19 protein-coding genes are annotated in these 16,898 nt (G+C 75.6%); 15 read left to right on the top strand and 4 right to left on the bottom strand.

The genetic code is table 11. The features are described from left to right. The first annotated feature begins 10 nt into the window (after positions 1-10). The 4 genes from ilvA to ACI781_RS09330 all read left to right on the top strand — a co-directional run bounded on the left by ilvA (position 11) and on the right by ACI781_RS09330 (position 5,211). A complete protein-coding gene (gene ilvA / locus ACI781_RS09315; RefSeq protein ID WP_456565810.1) occupies positions 11-1,231 on the top strand; it encodes a threonine ammonia-lyase in 1,221 nt (406 codons plus the stop codon). 111 nt (positions 1,232-1,342) lie between these two features. After that, a complete protein-coding gene (locus tag ACI781_RS09320) occupies positions 1,343-2,335 on the top strand; it encodes an ATP-binding cassette domain-containing protein (RefSeq protein ID WP_456565811.1) in 993 nt (330 codons plus the stop codon). Continuing rightward, positions 2,332-3,138, top strand: coding sequence for an ABC transporter permease (locus ACI781_RS09325; protein WP_456565812.1), 807 nt, complete (start codon positions 2,332-2,334; stop codon positions 3,136-3,138). Before ACI781_RS09320 ends, ACI781_RS09325 begins: the two co-directional genes overlap by 4 nt. Before the next feature lie 21 nt (positions 3,139-3,159). After that, the gene (locus ACI781_RS09330; protein WP_456565813.1) at positions 3,160-5,211 is read left to right on the top strand and encodes a M3 family metallopeptidase; all 2,052 of its coding nucleotides are present in this window, start codon (positions 3,160-3,162) and stop codon (positions 5,209-5,211) included. A gap of 259 nt (positions 5,212-5,470) precedes the next feature. On the opposite strand, the gene ACI781_RS09335 is transcribed toward ACI781_RS09330, so the two are convergent. Together ACI781_RS09335 and greA are read right to left on the bottom strand one after the other, a co-directional pair. Further along, the gene (locus ACI781_RS09335; RefSeq protein WP_456565814.1) at positions 5,471-5,791 is read right to left on the bottom strand and encodes an RNHCP domain-containing protein; all 321 of its coding nucleotides are present in this window, start codon (positions 5,789-5,791) and stop codon (positions 5,471-5,473) included. A gap of 11 nt (positions 5,792-5,802) precedes the next feature. Continuing rightward, positions 5,803-6,303 carry a transcription elongation factor GreA gene (greA, locus tag ACI781_RS09340; protein ID WP_456565815.1) on the bottom strand — a complete coding sequence of 167 codons (501 nt, stop codon included), beginning with the start codon at positions 6,301-6,303 and terminating at the stop codon, positions 5,803-5,805. Positions 6,304-6,511: 208 nt separating this feature from the next. Between greA and mca the strand changes: the two genes are divergently transcribed. Together mca and ACI781_RS09350 are read left to right on the top strand one after the other, a co-directional pair. After that, complete coding sequence (gene mca, locus ACI781_RS09345) at positions 6,512-7,399, top strand: mycothiol conjugate amidase Mca (protein WP_456565816.1); 888 nt, start codon at positions 6,512-6,514, stop codon at positions 7,397-7,399. Then, entirely contained in the window at positions 7,396-7,713 is a 318-nt protein-coding gene (locus ACI781_RS09350; protein WP_456565817.1) for a hypothetical protein, read from the top strand. Before mca ends, ACI781_RS09350 begins: the two co-directional genes overlap by 4 nt. Positions 7,714-7,770: 57 nt before the next feature. Here the strand turns inward: ACI781_RS09350 and ACI781_RS09355 are convergent, their stop codons facing one another. After that, positions 7,771-8,376 carry an AMIN-like domain-containing (lipo)protein gene (locus ACI781_RS09355; protein ID WP_456565818.1) on the bottom strand — a complete coding sequence of 202 codons (606 nt, stop codon included), beginning with the start codon at positions 8,374-8,376 and terminating at the stop codon, positions 7,771-7,773. Between the two features lie 220 nt (positions 8,377-8,596). Between ACI781_RS09355 and ACI781_RS09360 the strand changes: the two genes are divergently transcribed. The 3 genes from ACI781_RS09360 to ACI781_RS09370 are packed head-to-tail and all read left to right on the top strand — an operon-like array spanning position 8,597 to position 11,155. Further along, positions 8,597-9,202, top strand: a complete 606-nt coding sequence (locus ACI781_RS09360; protein ID WP_456565819.1) for a hypothetical protein — start codon at positions 8,597-8,599, stop codon at positions 9,200-9,202. A gap of 14 nt (positions 9,203-9,216) precedes the next feature. Next, a complete protein-coding gene (locus tag ACI781_RS09365; protein WP_456565820.1) occupies positions 9,217-9,885 on the top strand; it encodes a maleylpyruvate isomerase N-terminal domain-containing protein in 669 nt (222 codons plus the stop codon). 19 nt (positions 9,886-9,904) lie between these two features. Next, positions 9,905-11,155 (top strand): geranylgeranyl reductase family protein, encoded by a 1,251-nt coding sequence (locus ACI781_RS09370; protein WP_456565821.1) that lies wholly within the window; start codon positions 9,905-9,907, stop codon positions 11,153-11,155. Here ACI781_RS09370 and trhA read toward each other — a convergent pair. Beyond that, positions 11,148-11,960, bottom strand: coding sequence for a PAQR family membrane homeostasis protein TrhA (trhA, locus tag ACI781_RS09375; protein WP_456565822.1), 813 nt, complete (start codon positions 11,958-11,960; stop codon positions 11,148-11,150). The two genes, ACI781_RS09370 and trhA, sit on opposite strands and share 8 nt — an antisense overlap. A gap of 124 nt (positions 11,961-12,084) precedes the next feature. Between trhA and ACI781_RS09380 the strand changes: the two genes are divergently transcribed. Genes ACI781_RS09380 through ACI781_RS09405 form a run of 6 tightly spaced genes read left to right on the top strand, consistent with a single transcriptional unit; the run spans position 12,085 to position 16,818 of the window. Next, the gene (locus tag ACI781_RS09380) at positions 12,085-12,864 is read left to right on the top strand and encodes an isoprenyl transferase (RefSeq protein WP_456565823.1); all 780 of its coding nucleotides are present in this window, start codon (positions 12,085-12,087) and stop codon (positions 12,862-12,864) included. Positions 12,865-12,877: 13 nt separating this feature from the next. After that, positions 12,878-14,095 carry a DUF885 domain-containing protein gene (locus ACI781_RS09385; RefSeq protein WP_456565824.1) on the top strand — a complete coding sequence of 406 codons (1,218 nt, stop codon included), beginning with the start codon at positions 12,878-12,880 and terminating at the stop codon, positions 14,093-14,095. A gap of 4 nt (positions 14,096-14,099) precedes the next feature. After that, positions 14,100-14,387, top strand: a complete 288-nt coding sequence (locus tag ACI781_RS09390) for a hypothetical protein (protein ID WP_456565825.1) — start codon at positions 14,100-14,102, stop codon at positions 14,385-14,387. Between the two features lie 54 nt (positions 14,388-14,441). Then, positions 14,442-15,044: a PadR family transcriptional regulator gene (locus ACI781_RS09395; RefSeq protein ID WP_456565826.1), complete on the top strand. Its 603-nt coding sequence runs from the start codon at positions 14,442-14,444 to the stop codon at positions 15,042-15,044. Positions 15,045-15,076: 32 nt separating this feature from the next. Further along, positions 15,077-16,063, top strand: a complete 987-nt coding sequence (locus ACI781_RS09400; RefSeq protein WP_456565827.1) for an ATP-binding cassette domain-containing protein — start codon at positions 15,077-15,079, stop codon at positions 16,061-16,063. Next, positions 16,060-16,818 carry an ABC transporter permease gene (locus tag ACI781_RS09405; RefSeq protein WP_456565828.1) on the top strand — a complete coding sequence of 253 codons (759 nt, stop codon included), beginning with the start codon at positions 16,060-16,062 and terminating at the stop codon, positions 16,816-16,818. Before ACI781_RS09400 ends, ACI781_RS09405 begins: the two co-directional genes overlap by 4 nt. Positions 16,819-16,898: the final 80 nt, after the last annotated feature.

Consider the following 16,898-nt stretch of genomic DNA (forward strand, 5'->3'; position numbering starts at 1 on the left):
CGATGTGCGCATGTCTCCGTCGTCCGCGCTCGTCACCGGTGCCGACGTCGAGGCGGCCGCCGCGCTGCTCGCCGACGTCGTGCGCCGCACCCCGCTGGCCTACTCGCGCGCCCTGGCCGAGCGGGTCGGCGGACCGGTCTGGCTGAAGTGCGAGAACCTGCAGCGGACCGGCTCGTTCAAGATCCGCGGGGCCTACACCCGGCTCAGCCGGCTGACCGCGCGGGAGCGGGAGCGCGGGGTCGTCGCCGCCAGCGCGGGCAACCACGCGCAGGGCGTCGCGCTGGCCGCGCAGCTGCTCGGCATCCGGTCGCGGGTGTTCATGCCGGTGTCCGCGCCCCTGCCCAAGGTCTCGGCGACCCGCGCGTACGGCGCCGAGGTCGAGCTGGTGGGCGCCACGCTGGCCGACGCCCTCGCCGCGGCCGCCGCGCACGCCGAGGCCTGCGGTGCGGTGTTCATCCACCCCTTCGACCACCCCGACGTCGTCGCCGGGCAGGGCACGGTCGGCCTGGAGCTGCTCGAGCAGTGCCCGGGCGTGGCCACCGTCGTCGTCCCGGCCGGCGGCGGCGGGCTGGTGGCGGGCGTCGCGGCCGCGGTGCGCGCCGTGCGGCCCGGCGTGCGCCTGGTCGCCGTCCAGGCCGAGGGCGCCGCCGCGCTGCCCGGCTCGCTGGCCGCGGGGCGGCCGGTGCCGCTGGCGGCCACCGCGACGATGGCCGACGGCATCGCCGTCGGCGCCCCGGCGGAGCTGACGCTGGCGCACGTGCGCGAGCAGGTGGACGACGTGGTCACGGTGTCGGAGGAGGACCTGTCGCGGGCGCTGCTGTTCTGCCTGGAGCGCGCCAAGCTCGTGGTGGAGCCCGCCGGGGTCGCCGCAGTGGCCGCGGTGCTGGCCGACCAGGGTGCGTTCGCGCCGCCGGTCGCGGCCGTCGTCTCGGGCGGGAACGTCGACCCGGTGCTGCTCATGAAGGTGGTGCAGCACGGCATGGCCGCCGCGGGGCGCTACCTGTCCCTGCGGCTGCGCGTGCCGGACCGGCCGGGGTCGCTGGTGGCGGTCCTCGGCGAGCTCGCGGCCGGCGGGGCGAACGTGCTCGAGGTCGAGCACGCGCGGACCTCCCCGGCGCTGCACGTGGGGGAGGTGGAGATCGCCGTCGTCGTCGAGACCCGCGGGCCCGACCACGCGGCCGCGGTGGTCGCGGCGCTGCAGCGGACCGGGTGGCCGGTCGAGGTCGTCTGAGCCACCGCCGATGAGTCCGGCCGGCGCGGGCGGTCGTCCTGGCATGCGACCCCCGAGGCATCCGCGGCGAGCGAGCCGGAACCGTCGGTACCCGGACCTAGCGTGGCCGGCATGACTCCCGCCGTCGTCGTCGAGGGCCTCGTCAAGCGGTTCGGCGCGCACACCGCGCTGGACTCGGTGGACCTGGCCGTGCCGGAGGGCAGCGTGCTGGGCCTGCTCGGGCCCAACGGCGCTGGCAAGACCACGGTGGTGCGCATCCTCACCACCCTGCTGAGACCCGACGAGGGCCGGGCCGAGGTGGTCGGTCTCGACGTCGTCCGCGACGCCGCCCGGGTGCGCGCGGCGATCGGCCTCACCGGCCAGTACGCGGCGGTCGACGAGTACCTGACCGGGTTCGAGAACCTGGAGATGGTGGGCCGGCTCTACCGGCTGGGGCGGCGCGAGGCGCGGGCGCGGGCGGGGGAGCTGCTGGAGCGCTTCGACCTGGTCGACGCGGCCGCGCGCCCGGTCCGCACCTACTCCGGCGGCATGCGGCGGCGGCTGGACATCGCCGCCTCGCTCATCGCCCGGCCGCGGGTGCTCTTCCTCGACGAGCCGACCACGGGGCTGGACCCGCGCAGCCGGCTGGGCATGTGGGAGTTCATCGCCGGCCTGGCCGACGGCGGGACGACGATCCTGCTGACCACCCAGTACCTGGAGGAGGCCGACCGGCTGGCCGACGCGATGGTGGTGATCGACCGCGGCCGGGTCATCGCCCGCGGCACCGCCGACGAGCTGAAGGCGCAGGTCGGTGGCCAGCGGCTGGAGCTGACGGTCGCCGACGCCGCGGAGGTCGCCACGGTCCGGGAGCGGTTGCGCCCGCTGGCGGCCGGCGAGGTCCAGGTCGACGAGCAGACCCGCCGGGTGGGACTGCCGGTCAGCGGCGGCACCGACTCCCTCGCCGAGGCCCTGCGCCGGCTGGAGGGCAGCGGGGTGGTGGTGCTCGACGTGGGGTTGCGCCGTCCCGACCTCGACGACGTCTTCCTCACCCTGACCGGCCGGGGTGCCGACGAGGCAGCCGCGCCGGAGGAGCCCGTCCCCGCGACGTCCGGAGGAGCCCGATGAGCAGCCTGACCGCGGTGGTCGCCGACAGCGTCACCATCACCCGCCGCAACCTGATCAAGGTCAAGCGGGTGCCCGACCTGATCGTCGTGGCGACCCTGTCGCCGATCATGTTCGTGCTGCTGTTCCGCTACGTGTTCGGCGGCGCGATCAACGTGCCCGGGGACGTGAGCTACGCGGAGTTCCTGCTGCCGGGGATCTTCGCGCAGACGGTCGTTTTCGGGAGCACGATGACCGGGGCCAGCCTGGCGGAGGACCTGCAGAAGGGGCTCATCGACCGGTTCCGCTCGCTGCCGATGTCGCGGTCGGCGGTGCTGGTCGGGCGCACGGCCGCCGACCTGGCGCTCAACGGGATCTCCATCGCGGTCATGGCGCTGACCGGCCTCGTCGTCGGCTGGCGGATCCACACCTCCGTGCCCGAGGCGGTCGCCGGCTTCCTGGTGCTGCTGGTGTTCGCGTACGCGGTCAGCTGGCTCATGGCGGTGGTCGGGCTGCTGGTCCGCACGCCGGAGGTGGTGAACAACGCCAGCTTCATCGTGATCTTCCCGCTGACCTTCGTGGCCAACACGTTCGTTCCGCTGGAGAGCTTCCCGCCGGTGCTGCGCACCTTCGCCGAGTGGAACCCCGTGTCCACGGTGGTCCAGGCGGCCCGCGAGCTGTTCGGCAACACCGTGGCGGGGGCGCCGGAGCCGGACGCGTGGTCCCTGCAGAACCCCGTGCTCTACACCCTGCTGTGGACCGTCGCCTTCCTCGCGGTGTTCGTGCCGCTGGCGGTGCGCCTCTACGGCCGGACGTCCAGCCGCTGAGCCGTAGCAGGATGGGCGCCGATGAGCGCCCTCGAGCACCCGACGGTCCCCAACCCCCTGGAGCAGTCCTCGCCGCTGCCGTTCGAGCTGCCACCGTTCGCCGACATCACGCTCGAGCACTGCCGCGAGGCGGTGCTGGCCGGGATGGCCGAGCAGCGGGCCGAGGTTGCGGCGATCACCGGCTCGGCGCAGCCGCCGACGTTCGCGGACACGGTCGTGGCGCTGGAGCGGTCCGGCCGGCTGCTGCGGCGGGCCGACGCCGTCCTGGGCAACCTCTCCTCGTCGCTGTCCACGCCGCGGCTGCGCGAGATCGAGCGGGAGCTCGCGCCGCTGCTGTCGGCGCACTCCGACGCGATCCGCCTCGACCCGGCCCTCTTCGCCCGCGTCGACGCCGTCCACGCCGGGCGGCTGGAGGCGGGCCTGGACCCCGAGTCGCTGCGGCTCGTCGAGCGATACCACCTGGACTTCGTGCTGGCCGGCGCGCGGCTCGACGACACCGGCCGGGCCCGGCTCACCGCGCTCAACGCGGAGCTGTCGCAGCTGTCGACGGCGTTCGCGCAGAACCTGCAGGCGGCCACGGAGGCCGCGGCCGTGCGGGTGACCGACGCCGGTGAGCTCGACGGGCTCGGCGAGGAGGAGGTGGCGGCCGCGGCACGGGCGGCCGCCGACCGCGGCCTGCCGGGGTACCTGCTGACGCTCGTGCTGCCGACCGGCCAGCCGCTGCTGGCGAAGCTGCGCGACCGCGACCTGCGCCGGCGGGTGTTCGAGGCGTCGGTGTCCCGGGCGTCGTCCGGGGAGCACGACAACGGGCCGGTGGCCGCGCGCATCGCGCGGTTGCGCGCCGAGCGGGCGCGGCTGCTGGGCTTCGACACGCACGCCGACCTGGTGCTGGCCGACCAGACCGCGGGCAGCGTGGCGGCGGTCGACGCGATGCTCGCCTCGATGGTCGGACCCTCGGTCGCCAACGCCCGGGCCGAGGCCGCCGTCCTCGCCGAGGCCGCGGCGGCCGACGGCGTCGAGCTGGCCGCCTGGGACTGGGCCTTCTACAGCGAGCGGGTGCGCGCCGAGCGGTACGCCGTCGACACCGCGGCGCTGCGGCCGTGGTTCGAGCTGGACCGCGTCCTCGTGGACGGCGTCTTCCACGCCGCCGAGCTGCTCTACGGCTTCCGCTTCACGCCGCGCCCCGACCTGGCCGGCTACCACCCCGACGTCCGGGTCTGGGAGGTCACCGACGCCACCGGCGCGGCCGTCGGCCTGTACCTGGGCGACTGGTTCGCCCGGGAGGGCAAGCGCGGCGGGGCGTGGATGAGCAGCTTCGTCTCCCAGTCACGGCTGCTGGACACCCGCCCGGTGGTGGTGAACAACCTCAACGTCACCCGCGCACCCGACGGGCAGCCGACCCTGCTCACCCTCACCGAGGTCGACACGCTGTTCCACGAGTTCGGCCACGCCCTGCACGCGCTCAGCTCGGCGGTCACCTACCCGCGCTTCGCCGGCACCGCCGTCCCGCGGGACTTCGTGGAGTTCCCCAGCCAGGTCAACGAGATGTGGGCGATGTGGCCGGAGGTGCGCGACCACTACGCCCGGCACGTCGGGACGGGGGAGCCGCTGCCCGGCGAGGTGGTGACCGCGCTCGACGCGGCGGCGCTGTGGGGCGAGGGGTTCGCCACCCTCGAGTACCTCGCGGCCACGCTGCTGGACCAGGCCTGGCACCGGATCACGCCGGAGACCGAGGTGGGCGACCCGGTGGAGTTCGAGCGCCGCGCGCTGGCGGCGGCGGGCGTCGCCTCCGACCTGGTGCCGCCGCGCTACCGGACGGCGTACTTCCAGCACGTCTTCGCCGGGGGCTACGCGGCCGGCTACTACTCCTACATCTGGTCGGAGGTGCTGGACGCCGACACCGTCGAGTGGTTCAAGGACAACGGTGGGCTGACCCGCGCCAACGGGGACGTGTTCCGGGAGCGGCTGCTCGCCCGCGGCGGATCGGTCGACCCGCTGGAGGCGTTCCGGGCCGTCCGCGGCCGGGATGCCGACCCGGGGCCGCTGCTGCGCCGCCGCGGCCTGGCGGCGTGACCCCTCGCCGCCGCGGTGTCGCCGGCTGACCCCTCGCCCTCGCGCCGTGGCGCGCCCGCGGTCGGGCCGCGGTCCGGGAGGTGGCGGGGCGTTGCGGGTGTTCCTCGTGCCTCGGCGGTCCTGCAGGACCCGCGACGCGCGAGGGACACCCGCAACGGGGTCGCCCGGCGGGCTCCTGCGGTCCTCCTCGTGCTCTCGCGGTTCTGCAGCGCCGCGAGAGCACGAGGAACACCGCACGAGCCGGCGGCGGGCCGGGGGCTCAGAGCCAGGGGAGCGAGAGCACCAGGTCCAGGTCGTCGGGGGCGGCGCCGTCACGGACCAGCCGGTTGGGCTGGCGGTGGCCGCACGCCGTGCAGCGGTGCACCACCTGCCAGCCCTTGCCCGACTTCTCCACCAGCCCGATCGGCTCCATGAGCTGGCGGCAGGTGCTGGCCCGGTCGCCGGGCAGGTCGTCGACGTGCAGCGACCACAGGCAGTACGGGCAGTGGTTGCGGTAGTGCCCGTCGGTGTTGGCGGGCACCGCGGCCCGGCAGTGCCCGCACTCGAAGCCGGTGTTCTCCGCCCGCCGGGAGCGGCGCACGGCGGGGCCCGTCAGGGGACGAAGGGCTCGACCGCGACGACGTCGACGGTGATGTCCCGGCCGTTGGGTGCCTGGTAGGTCACGGTCGCCCCGGGGGCGGCACCCATGATCGCCGCGCCGAGCGCCGACTCCGGCGAGTACACGGTCAGGTCCGTGGTGCCGGCGATCTCGCGGGAGCCCAGCAGGAACTTCTCGGTCTCGTCGTCGCCCGCGAAGCGGATCGTGATGACCGTGCCGGTGGTCGCGTGGCTGGCCTCGGTGGGGGCGTCGCCGACGGACGCCTTGCGCAGCAGGTCGGTGAGCTGCCGGATGCGGCCCTCCTGCTTGCCCTGCTCCTCCTTGGCCGCGTGGTAGCCGCCGTTCTCCTTGAGGTCGCCCTCCTCGCGGCGGGCGTTGATCTCGGCGGCCATGGCCGGGCGGTTCGCCACCAGCTGGTCGAGCTCGGCCTTCAGCCGGTCGTGGGCCTCCTGGGTCAGCCAGATGCCCTGCTCGTTCTCAGTGGGGGTGGTCACGCGGGGGTTCTCCTGGGACTCGGGTGCGACCGTCCGGACGGACGGCGCTCACGGGGTGATCCGCCAACCTAACACCGGGTGGCGACGTGGTGCAGGTTCCTTCGAGTAACCGGAACGTACCGGTCCGGAGAGTGACCCGCGGCACAGCACACCCGTCCGGGTGGCCCGGTCCCGCCGCCTCGTCCCCGGAGCGGGGGATGATGTCCCGGTGACCGACGCAGACCAGCTCCGGCTGCTCGCCGTGCACGCCCACCCCGACGACGAGTCGAGCAAGGGCGCCGCGACGATGGCCAAGTACGTCGCCGAGGGCGCCCGCGTCATGGTGGCCACGCTCACCGGCGGCGAGCGCGGCTCGGTGCTCAACCCGGCCCTGGACCGACCCGAGGTGTGGGAGCGGCTCCCGCAGATCCGCGCCGAGGAGATGGCGCGCGCCCGCGAGATCCTCGGGGTCGAGCAGGAGTTCCTCGGCTTCGTGGACTCCGGCCTGCCCGAGGGCGACCCGCTGCCGCCGCTGCCCGAGGGGTGCTTCGCGCTCGTGCCGACGGAGGAGGCCGCCGCCCCGCTGGTGGAGCTCATCCGCCGCTTCCGGCCGCACGTCGTCACCACCTACGACGAGCGCGGCGGCTACCCGCACCCCGACCACATCAAGACCCACGAGGTCTCGGTGCACGCCTTCGAGGCCGCCGGTGACCCCGACCGCTACCCCGAGCTGGGGGAGCCCTGGCAGCCGAGCAAGCTCTACTACCAGATGAGCTTCACGCTGCCCCGCACGCGGGCGCTGCACGAGGCGATCGTGGCCTCCGGCGGGGAGTCCCCGTACGCGGAGTGGCTGGAGAACTGGGACCCCGAGCAGGACATCTCCCACCGGGTCACCACCAAGGTGCCGTGCGCGGAGTACTTCGCCGTCCGCGACGCCGCGCTGATCGCGCACGCCACCCAGATCGACCCCACGGGCCGCTGGTTCGCCGTGCCGATGGACCTGCAGCAGCGCATCTGGCCGACCGAGGACTACGAGCTGGCCCGGTCGCTGGTCGACTCCCCGCTGCCCGAGGACGACCTGTTCGCCGGCATCCGCAGCGAGGTGACGGTCCGATGATCGACGTGTGGGCGGCCACGGACCAGGTCCCCGAGGACGTCGGCAAGTCCGGGCCCCTCGGCCTGCTGCTGCTGGTGCTCGGGCTGATCGCGGTCGCGTTCCTCGTCCGGTCGATGACCCGCCACCTCAAGCGGGTGCCGCGCAGCTTCGACCCCTCCCGGGAGCAGGAGGTCGTCGTCCCCGACACCGCCGAGGAGCTGCTCGAGCAGCGCCGCGGGCAGCCGGGGCAGGACGTGCTCGACACCCTGCGCCGCGCGCCCCGGGCGATCGAGCCGCCCCGGGACGGGGACCGGGGCGGCGGCTCCGCCGGCTGACCCCGTCACCTGCGCGCACCGGGCGCCGTCCGTGATCGGACGGCGCCCGGTGTCGTCTCACCAGGTGTGCGCGACGTCGACGACAAGCCGCGCGTCGTCGCCGGGGCCGTCGAGGACGAACACCCGGAACGGCAGCCGGGCGCGCACGCCGAGACCCAGGGTGGTGTGGCCCTCGAACGAGCCGCCCCACGCCACCTGGCGGAACGTGGTGTAGCCCGTCACGTCCACGACGCCGGGGACGTAGGTGGCGTCGCCGTCGGCGTCGTAGGCCGGTTCGGCGACGACGACCTGCAGGTCGGCGCCGCCGCTCAGCGGCACGGCCTCGCCCGAGCCGTCGGCGCGGAACTGCGGCACGTACTCCACCCGGTACCCCACGGCCGTGCCGGCCGCGCCGTCGATCACGACGACGAGCCGGTCATAGCAGTCGTGGCGCCCGGTGCGGACGTCGTCGACGGTGCCGGCGCCCCCGCCGGTCGCCGACTCGGGGAGGGAGCCCCAGACGGTGGTGCAGCCGGGGGTGGCGGAGGCGGGGGCGGCCAGCGCCGTGAGGGCGAGGACGGCCCCGCCGGTGAGGGCGGTGGCGAGGCGGACGGGGACACGGGACCGCGGGGACATGGCGACCTCCGAGGGGGTGGTGCGGACGACGGCAGAGTCCGCCGACACGCCCGGAGTGGACAAGGCCCGCCGTGGTGCAGGAGTGACGAAGCACCCGTCGCGGCGTTGGCGAGGTGCTGCCGCGGTGATCGCGCGGCCACGGCATGGAGCGGGCGACATCTGCCAGTGCCCCCGCCGCCGCTGTTCCGCGCGGGGCGAACGGCGGGAGGTGTCCCCGACGCCTAGTCCGGCTTACCGTGTAACTCCGTAATCATCTGAGGAGGTCCTCATGTACGGACAACGCTTCACGGACGCGGCGTCGGGTGCGGGCAGGGGTCCCTGGGGTCGCGGCCGCGGTCCCGGGCGCGGCCGCGGTCAGGACGCCCCGCCGCCCGTCGAGCGCACCGAGGTGGCCGGCTGGTTCGCCGGGCGGCTGCCCGACGGCTGGTTCACGGAGCCGGTGGAGCTGACGGTGGACCGCGACGAGATCACCGTCGTCGGCCGCCTGCCCGAGCCCGACGCGGGCGAGGGGGACCCGGCCGCCGCCCGGGCCGGCCGCATCGCCCGGTTCCGCGAGGACACCCGCACCCAGCGGATGGCGATCGCCGACGCCGCGCAGGAGCGCTACGGCCGGTCGGTGGCGTGGGGTGCGTCCTGCGGCGACGCCCGCGAGCTGTTCACCACCCTGTCGGTGCCGGTGATGACCCGGCTGCGCCAGCCCGAGCGGCTCGTGCTCGACACGCTCGTCGACGCCGGCGTCGCGCGGTCCCGGTCGGAGGCGCTGGCGTGGGCGGTCCGGCTGGTCGGCCGCAACGCCGACGCGTGGCTCACCGAGCTGCGCGACGCGATGACCGCCGTCGAGGAGGTCAGGGCGCGCGGACCGCGCGCCGACTGAGGCACCCTGGCCGGGTGACTCCTCCCTCGCCGGTCGAGCTGCTCCGCACCGCCTACGGCGGCCTCGTGGCGGTGCTGTCGGACCTCACGCCTGATGAGCAGTGGCGGCCCACCGGCTGCGCCGGCTGGACCCCGGTGGACCTGGGCTGGCACCTGCTGGCCGATGCCCGCCGGGGTCTGGTGGCGCTGTCCACGCCCGCCGCGGGGCCGGCGACCACGGACGCCGTCGGCTACTGGCGGGCCTGGCAGCCCGACGGCACCGACGCCGACCACGACCTGTGGGCGACCCGGGTGTCGGCGAGCGTGACCGGCGGGCTGGCGCCCATCCGGGACGCCCACGCCGAGACCACCGCCGCCGTGCTGGTCTCGGCCGGCCGGGTGGGCGGCGACGACCTCGTCGGCACCCAGGGGCACGTGCTGCGCGTTGCCGACCTGCTCTCCACGCTCGCGGTGGAGGCCGCGATCCACCACCTCGACCTGGTGGCGCACCTGGACCGGCCGGGCCCCGCCGCGGCGCCGCTGGCCGAGGTCCGCCGGGTGCTCGAGGGGCTGCTCGGGCAGCCGCTGCCGGCGGGGTGGGACGACGCCACGGCCGCCCGCCGCGGCACCGGCCGCCAGCCGCTGACCGACGCTGACCGGGCCGCGCTGGGCGCCGGGGCCGACCGCTTCCCGCTCCTCGGCTGACGCCGGGGACACTGGGGCGGTGAGCAGCGCCGTCGCCCCGCCGTCCGCCACCGACGTGCTGGTGGTCGGCGCCGGTCCCGCCGGGGCCGCGGCGGCCGCCTGGGCCGCGCGCGCCGGCCACGACGTCCTCCTCGCCGACGCCGCCGTCTTCCCGCGGGACAAGGCGTGCGGCGACGGTCTCACCCCCCGGGCGATCGCCGAGCTCGACCGGCTCGGTCTGGGGGACTGGGCGCGCTCGCGGGCCCGCAACCGCGGCCTGCGCGCCGCCGGCTTCGGCCGCACCTGGGAGCTGCCCTGGCCCGGCGGGGAGTTCCCCGACCACGGCAGCGCCGTGCCGCGCACCGAGCTGGACGCCCGCATCCGCTCCTGCGCGCTGGAGGCGGGGGCGACGCCGGTGGAGGGTGCCCGCGCCGTCGACGTCGAGCGCGACGGCGACCGGGTCACCGGCGTGGTGTTCGAGACCGGCGCCGGACCGGTGACGATCGGCTGCACGCGGCTGGTGGTCGCCGACGGCGTCCGCTCCACGCTCGGCCGGGTGCTCGGCCGGCAGTGGCACCGCGACACCGCCTACGGCGTCGCCGCCCGCGGCTACGTCACCTCCGGCCGGGCCGCCGACGAGTGGATCTCCTCGCACCTGGAGCTGCGCGGCACGTCCGGCGAGCTGCTCTCCGGCTACGGCTGGGTCTTCCCGCTGGGCGCCGCCGCCGGCGAGGTGAACATCGGCGTGGGCACCCTGGCCACCGCCCGCCGGCCCGCCCGCGTGCAGCTGCGGCCGCTGATGGAGGCCTACGCCGCGGCCCGGCGCGAGGACTGGCGGCTGGAGGGCCCGGTGCGGGCGCCCGCGTCGGCGCTGCTGCCCATGGGCGGGGCGGTCTCGGGCGTCGCCGGCCGGAACTGGGCGCTGGTCGGCGACGCCGCCGGCTGCGTCAACCCGCTGAACGGCGAGGGCATCGACTACGGCCTGGAGACCGGCCGGACCGTCGTCGACCTGTTCGGCGAGCCCGACTGGACCCACGCCTGGCCGGCCGTCCTGCGCGGCCACTACGGCCAGGCGTTCTCCATCGCCCGCCGGCTGGCGGGCCTGCTCACCGTGCCGCGCTTCCTGCCCGCCGCCGGGCCGGTCGGCATGCGCTCGCGTGCCCTCATGACCATCGCCCTGCGGGTGATGGGCAACCTCGTCACCGAGCACGACCGGGACGCCGTCGCGCGGCTGTGGCGCGCCGCCGGCCGGGGCTCGACCCGGCTGGACGAACGCGCCCCGTTCAGCTGAACGGCGAGTTGTAGACCGCGAAGTAGACGGCGATGTAGTGGCAGACGGCCGCGACGATCGTCATCGCGTGGAAGACCTCGTGGTACCCGAAGACGCCGGGCCACGGGTTGGGCCGCTTGATGCCGTAGGCCACGCCGCCCAGGGTGTAGAGCACCCCGCCGGCGGCCAGCAGCACCAGCGACGCGACCCCGGCGATCTGCAGGATGTCGGTCAGGATGAAGACGGCGACCCAGCCCAGGCCGATGTACAGCGGGACGCCGAGCCAGCGCGGCGCCGTCGGCCAGGTCAGCTTCAGCGAGACGCCGGCGATCGCGCCCGCCCACACGATGGCCAGGATCCAGTAGCCGGCCGGCTGGTCGACCGCCAGCAGCGCGAACGGCGTGTAGGTGCCGGCGATGAACAGGAAGATCATCGAGTGGTCGAGCCGCTTCATGACCTTCCAGCCGCGCGGTGACCAGCGGCGGCGGTGGTACAGCGCGCTGATGCCGAACAGGCCGCAGATGGTCAGGCAGTAGACGGCGACGGAGAAGCCGGCCCGGGCACCCTGCACCGCGGCGAGCGGGATGAGGACCGCGCCGGCCGCGATCGCGCCGAAGAACGCGAACAGGTGCAGCCAGCCGCGCAGGCGGGGACGGGTGTCGGGGTGGTCCCAGTCGTCGTCGGCGAAGTCGTCGGCGGTCCAGGTGCGCTCGACCTGCTCGCCCTCGGCCGCGACGGTGGCCACCGCCGGGCCGCGGGGCGCCTCGATCTCGGCGCCGTCCGCCTCCACCCGCACGCGCTCACGGTCAGGGGGAAGGGCGCTCATGGACCGAGGTTACGGACCCGCGGCCCCGCCCCGCACGGGCTGGCGACTGTGAGCTGCGCGGCCCAGCGCGCCGGGCCCCCCGCCGCGAGGGCGGGCCCCCGGGCGGGTCACTAGGGTGACCGCCGTGGGGGTGCGTCAGTTCGTTCGCGACGTCCTGACCCAGGTCTACGAGCGACGGCTGGCCCGGGCCCTGGACGGCGCCGACACCCCGCGGCACGTCGGCGTGATCGTCGACGGCAACCGCCGGTGGGCGCGCTCGATCGGCCTCGAGGACCCCAACGCCGGGCACCGCCGCGGCGCCGACCGGATCGCCTCGCTGCTGGGGTGGTGCGACGAGACCGGCGTCGAGGTGGTGACGCTCTTCCTGCTGTCCACCGACAACCTCTCCCGCCCCGAGCCGGAGCTGCTGCCGCTGCTGCGGATCATCGAGGGCGTCGCGGAGGACCTGTCCGCCCCCGACCGGCGGTGGCAGCTGCGCCCGGTCGGTGCCCTGGAGCTGCTGCCGGCCGAGACCGTCGCCGTCCTGAAGCAGGCGGAGGAGGCCACCCGGGACCGTCCCGGGACGTCGGTGAACCTGGCCGTCGGCTACGGCGGGCGGCGCGAGATCGCCGACGCCGTCCGCTCGCTGCTGGCCGAGCACGCCTCGCGCGGGACGTCGCTGGAGCAGCTGGTGGAGATCCTCGACGTCGAGCACATCGCCGAGCACCTGTACACCCGCGGGCAGCCCGACCCCGACCTGGTGATCCGCACCAGCGGGGAGCAGCGGCTGTCGGGGTTCCTGCTGTGGCAGACCGCGCACTCCGAGTTCTACTTCACCGACGTCTACTGGCCCGAGTTCCGCCGCGTCGACTTCCTGCGCGCGCTGCGGGCGTACTCGGCCCGGCACCGCCGCTTCGGCGGCTGAGAGGATCGCCGGCATGAGCCCCGCCCAGGCCGACCCCGCCCTCGAGTACGTCCGGCTGGGGCTGCGCTTCGACCGCCTGGAGAGCGGGTTCGTCGACGCCTACACCGGTGACCCGCGGGTCCGTGCCGCCGTCGAGGACGAGCCGGCGCCCACCCCGCAGGGGCTGCGCGACCAGGCGCGGGCCCTGCTGCGCGAGCTGGACTCCGCCGGGCTGCCGGCCGACCGCACCGAGTTCCTGCGCGGCCAGCTCACCGGCCTGGAGTGCAGCGCGCGGAAGATGAGCGGCGAGCCGGTGACCTTCCGCGACGAGGTGCGCAGCTACTTCCAGGTCGACGTCGAGCTGGGGGACCCGGCCGACTACGCCGCCGCGCACGCCGAGCTGGCCGAGCTGCTGCCGGGCCCGGGGACCCTCGTCGAGCGCTACGCCGCACACCGCCGCCGCGAGGAGTGCCCGCCGCAGCGGCTGGAGGTGGCGGTGCAGGCCCTGTCGAGCGCGCTGCGCGACCGGGTGCGCGCCGGCTACGGGCTGCCGGAGGTCGAGACGGTCCGCTACGAGGTCGTCACCGACAAGCCCTGGTCGGGCTTCAACTACTACGAGGGCGGCTACCGCTCGCGGGTCGCGATCAACGCCGACCTGCCGCACCGGCTCAGCCAGCTGCCGCACCTGGTGGCGCACGAGTCCTACCCCGGCCACCACACCGAGCACTGCCGCAAGGAGCAGGGCCTGGTCGAGCGGGCCGGCCGCCTCGAGCACACGGTCTTCCTGGTCAACACCCCCGAGTGCCTCATGGCCGAGGGGCTGGCCGACCTGGGCGTCCAGGCCGCGATCGGCGACGGCTGGGGGCCGTGGGCGGCCGACGTGCTCGGTGACCTCGGACTGCGCTTCGACGGCGGGCTCGCCGAGCGGATCGCCGCGGCCGCGGCGCCGCTGAACCGGGTCCGCCAGGACGCCGCCCTGATGCTGCACGACCGCGGCGCCGACCCCGACGAGGTCGTCGCCCACCTGCAGCGGTGGTCGCTGGTCGGCGAGGAGCGGGCCCGCCAGCAGCTGCGCTTCCTCACCCACCCCCTGTGGCGGGCCTACATCACCACCTATGTGGAGGGGTTCGAGCTGCTCGCCGGGTGGCTCGACGCCCGCCCGGCGGAGCAGACCGTCGCCGACCGGTTCCTCCGCCTGCTCGACGAGCCGCTCACGCCGGCCGCCGTCGCCGGCGAGCTGCAGACCGCCTGAGCCCGTGGCGCGGCGCAGCCCCGGCGAGGCCCGGTTCCTCGGCCTCTGGACGGCGGGCTGCCTGTTCGTGCTGCTGGTGGCGGGCCTGCTGTGGGTCGGGGACCTCGCGCTGCAGTGGCCGGTGCTGCTGGTGCCCGCGCTGTGGGCGCTGGTCGCCGTCCGGCCCCGCCGCTCCGCCGTCCCGGCCCGGCCGTCGCGGGCCGCCTCGCCGGCCGCGGACGACGGGTGGCCGGCGACCCGGGAGGCCCCGGCGCTGCCGCCGCCCCCGGGCCCGTGTCGCCGGGAGGGGTGAGCGCGCCGCCGGTGGCCTGCCGGGCGGGCGGGCCGGCCGGGCAGAGTGGGTGCCGTGTCGACGACCCGGTTGCTGCTGCTGGGGGCCGTGCGGATCTTCCAGCCCGTCCACGGCTACCTGCTGCGCCGCGAGCTGCTGAGCTGGCACGTCGAGGAGTGGGCGCACGTGCAGCCCGGGTCGATCTACTCGGGGCTGCGGACGCTGGTGAAGCACGGGCTGGTCGACGAGCTCCCCGGTGAGCCGGTCTCCTACCGGCTCACCCCCGACGGGCAGGTCGAGTACGACCGGATGCTGCGTGCCGCGCTGCGCCAGCCCGAGCCGGGGGACCCCAGCCGCCTGCTGGGCGGGCTGTGCTTCGTGACGACGCTCCCGCGCGACGAGGTGCGCGAGGCGTTGCGCGCCCGCGACCTGGTGCTGCAGGCGACGATCTCGGGGCTGGACTCCTCCGTGCGCGGCGTCGAGACCTCGCGCCTGTCGCCGGCCAGCACCGTGGAGATGTTCCACGTCACCCGGGCGTGGGTGGAGGGGGAGCGGGCGTGGGTGCGCGACCTGTGCGCGCGCATCGACGCGGGCCACTACCGCTTCGCCGGCGAGGGCCCCGGGCCTGACCTGCCGGTCGACGGGGTGTGGCCACCGGCGGTGCTGGAACGCCCTTGACGCTGCCGTAGTCAAACTTGAACACTGCGGGTGTGATCCACGCCCGCGGCCTGGCCCGCACCTTCCGCAGGAAGAACCAGGAGGTCCACGCCGTCACCGGGGTGGACCTCGACGTGGCGGCCGGCGAGATCGTCGGCTTCCTCGGACCCAACGGCGCCGGCAAGACGACGACGCTGCGCATGCTCACCACCCTGCTCACCCCCACCGCCGGCACGGCCACCGTCGCCGGGTGCGACCTGGTCGGCGACCCGGTCGGCGTCCGGCGGCGGATCGGCTACGTCTCGCAGACCGGCTCCACCGCGCCCGAGGCGCGAGCCGGCGAGGAGGTCGTCGACCACGCCCGGCTGTACGGGCTGGGCACCGCCGAGGCCGTCGCCCGCGGCCGGCAGCTGTTCCGCGACCTGGACCTCGACGGCCTCTGGGAGCGCCCGCCCAAGGCCATGTCCGGCGGCCAGCGCCGCCGGCTCGACATCGCCATGGGCCTGGTGCACGACCCCGGGCTGGTCTTCCTCGACGAGCCGACCACCGGCCTGGACCCGCAGGCCCGGGCCAACCTGTGGGAGCACGTCCGCGGGCTGCGCGACGACCGCGGGACGACGGTCTTCCTCACCACCCACTACCTCGACGAGGCCGACGCGCTCTGCGACCGGATCCTCGTCATCGACCGCGGCGCCATCGTCGCCACCGGGACGCCCGACGAGCTCAAGTCCCAGGTCGGCGGCGACGTGCTCACCGTGACGGCCGCCGACCCGGCCCGCGCCGCGGACGTCGCCCGGCTGGTCGCCGCGCTGCCGGGGGCGGAGACGCCGCAGGTGGACGGCGCCCGCGTGGTCGGCCGGGTGCCGGCGGGCGGCCGCGCGCTGGTCGGCCTGGTCCGCGACCTGGACGCCGCCGGCATCGACGTCGCCGGGGTGGAGAGCCGCCGGCCCAGCCTGGACGACGTCTTCCTCGGCCTCACCGGCCGCTCCCTGCGCGAGGAGGGCGCCTCCGCGGCCGCCCCGCAGGAGGTGCCGGCGTGAGCACCCTCGCCCGCGACACCTGGACCGTCTTCGCCCGCGCCACCCGCCTGTCGCTGCGCAACCCGGCGTGGGTCGTCATCGGCCTGCTGCAGCCGATCCTCTACATCGTGCTGTTCGGGCCGCTGCTCGAACCGCTGGCCGGCCGGCTGGGGTCGGGCAACGCCTACCAGCTGTTCGTCCCGGGCATCCTCGTGCAGCTGGGCATCTTCGGCGCGCTGTTCGTCGGGTTCGGCCTGATCGCCGAGTACCGCGCCGGGGTGGTGGAGAGCCAGCGGGTCACCCCCGCCAGCCGGACGGCGCTGCTGCTGGGCCGCGTGCTGCGCGACGTCGTCGTCCTGCTCGTGCAGGGCCTGCTGCTGGTGCTGGTGTCCATCCCGCTCGGGCTGCGGGCGCCGCTGCTCGGCGTGGTGCTCACCCTGGTACTCGTCGCGCTGCTGGGGGCCGCGTTCGCCTCGACGTCCTACGCGCTCGCGCTGACGCTCAAGAGCGAGGACGCGTTCGCGCCGCTGCTCAACGCCTTCGTGCTCCCGGTGCTGCTGCTGTCGGGGATCCTGCTGCCGATGTCGCTGGCGCCGGGGTGGCTGCAGGCGGTCAGCGACGTCGTCCCGATCAAGCACGTCGTGGAGGGGACCCGGTCGCTGTTCCTGGGCGACTACGGGGCCGCGGACGTGTGGTGGGGCGTCGGGCTGACCGCCGCGCTGGCCGCGCTGGGCTGGGTGTTCGGGGTGCGCCGGTTCCGGCGGGAGACCGGCTGAGCCGGGTGGTGCGGCTGGGGCTCCCTTTCGGGGGACACGTGGTCTGCCCGACACGTTCCCGTCACCTCCCCGGCCTAGCG

The sequence above is a fragment of the Blastococcus sp. SYSU D00695 genome (genome assembly GCF_054050555.1).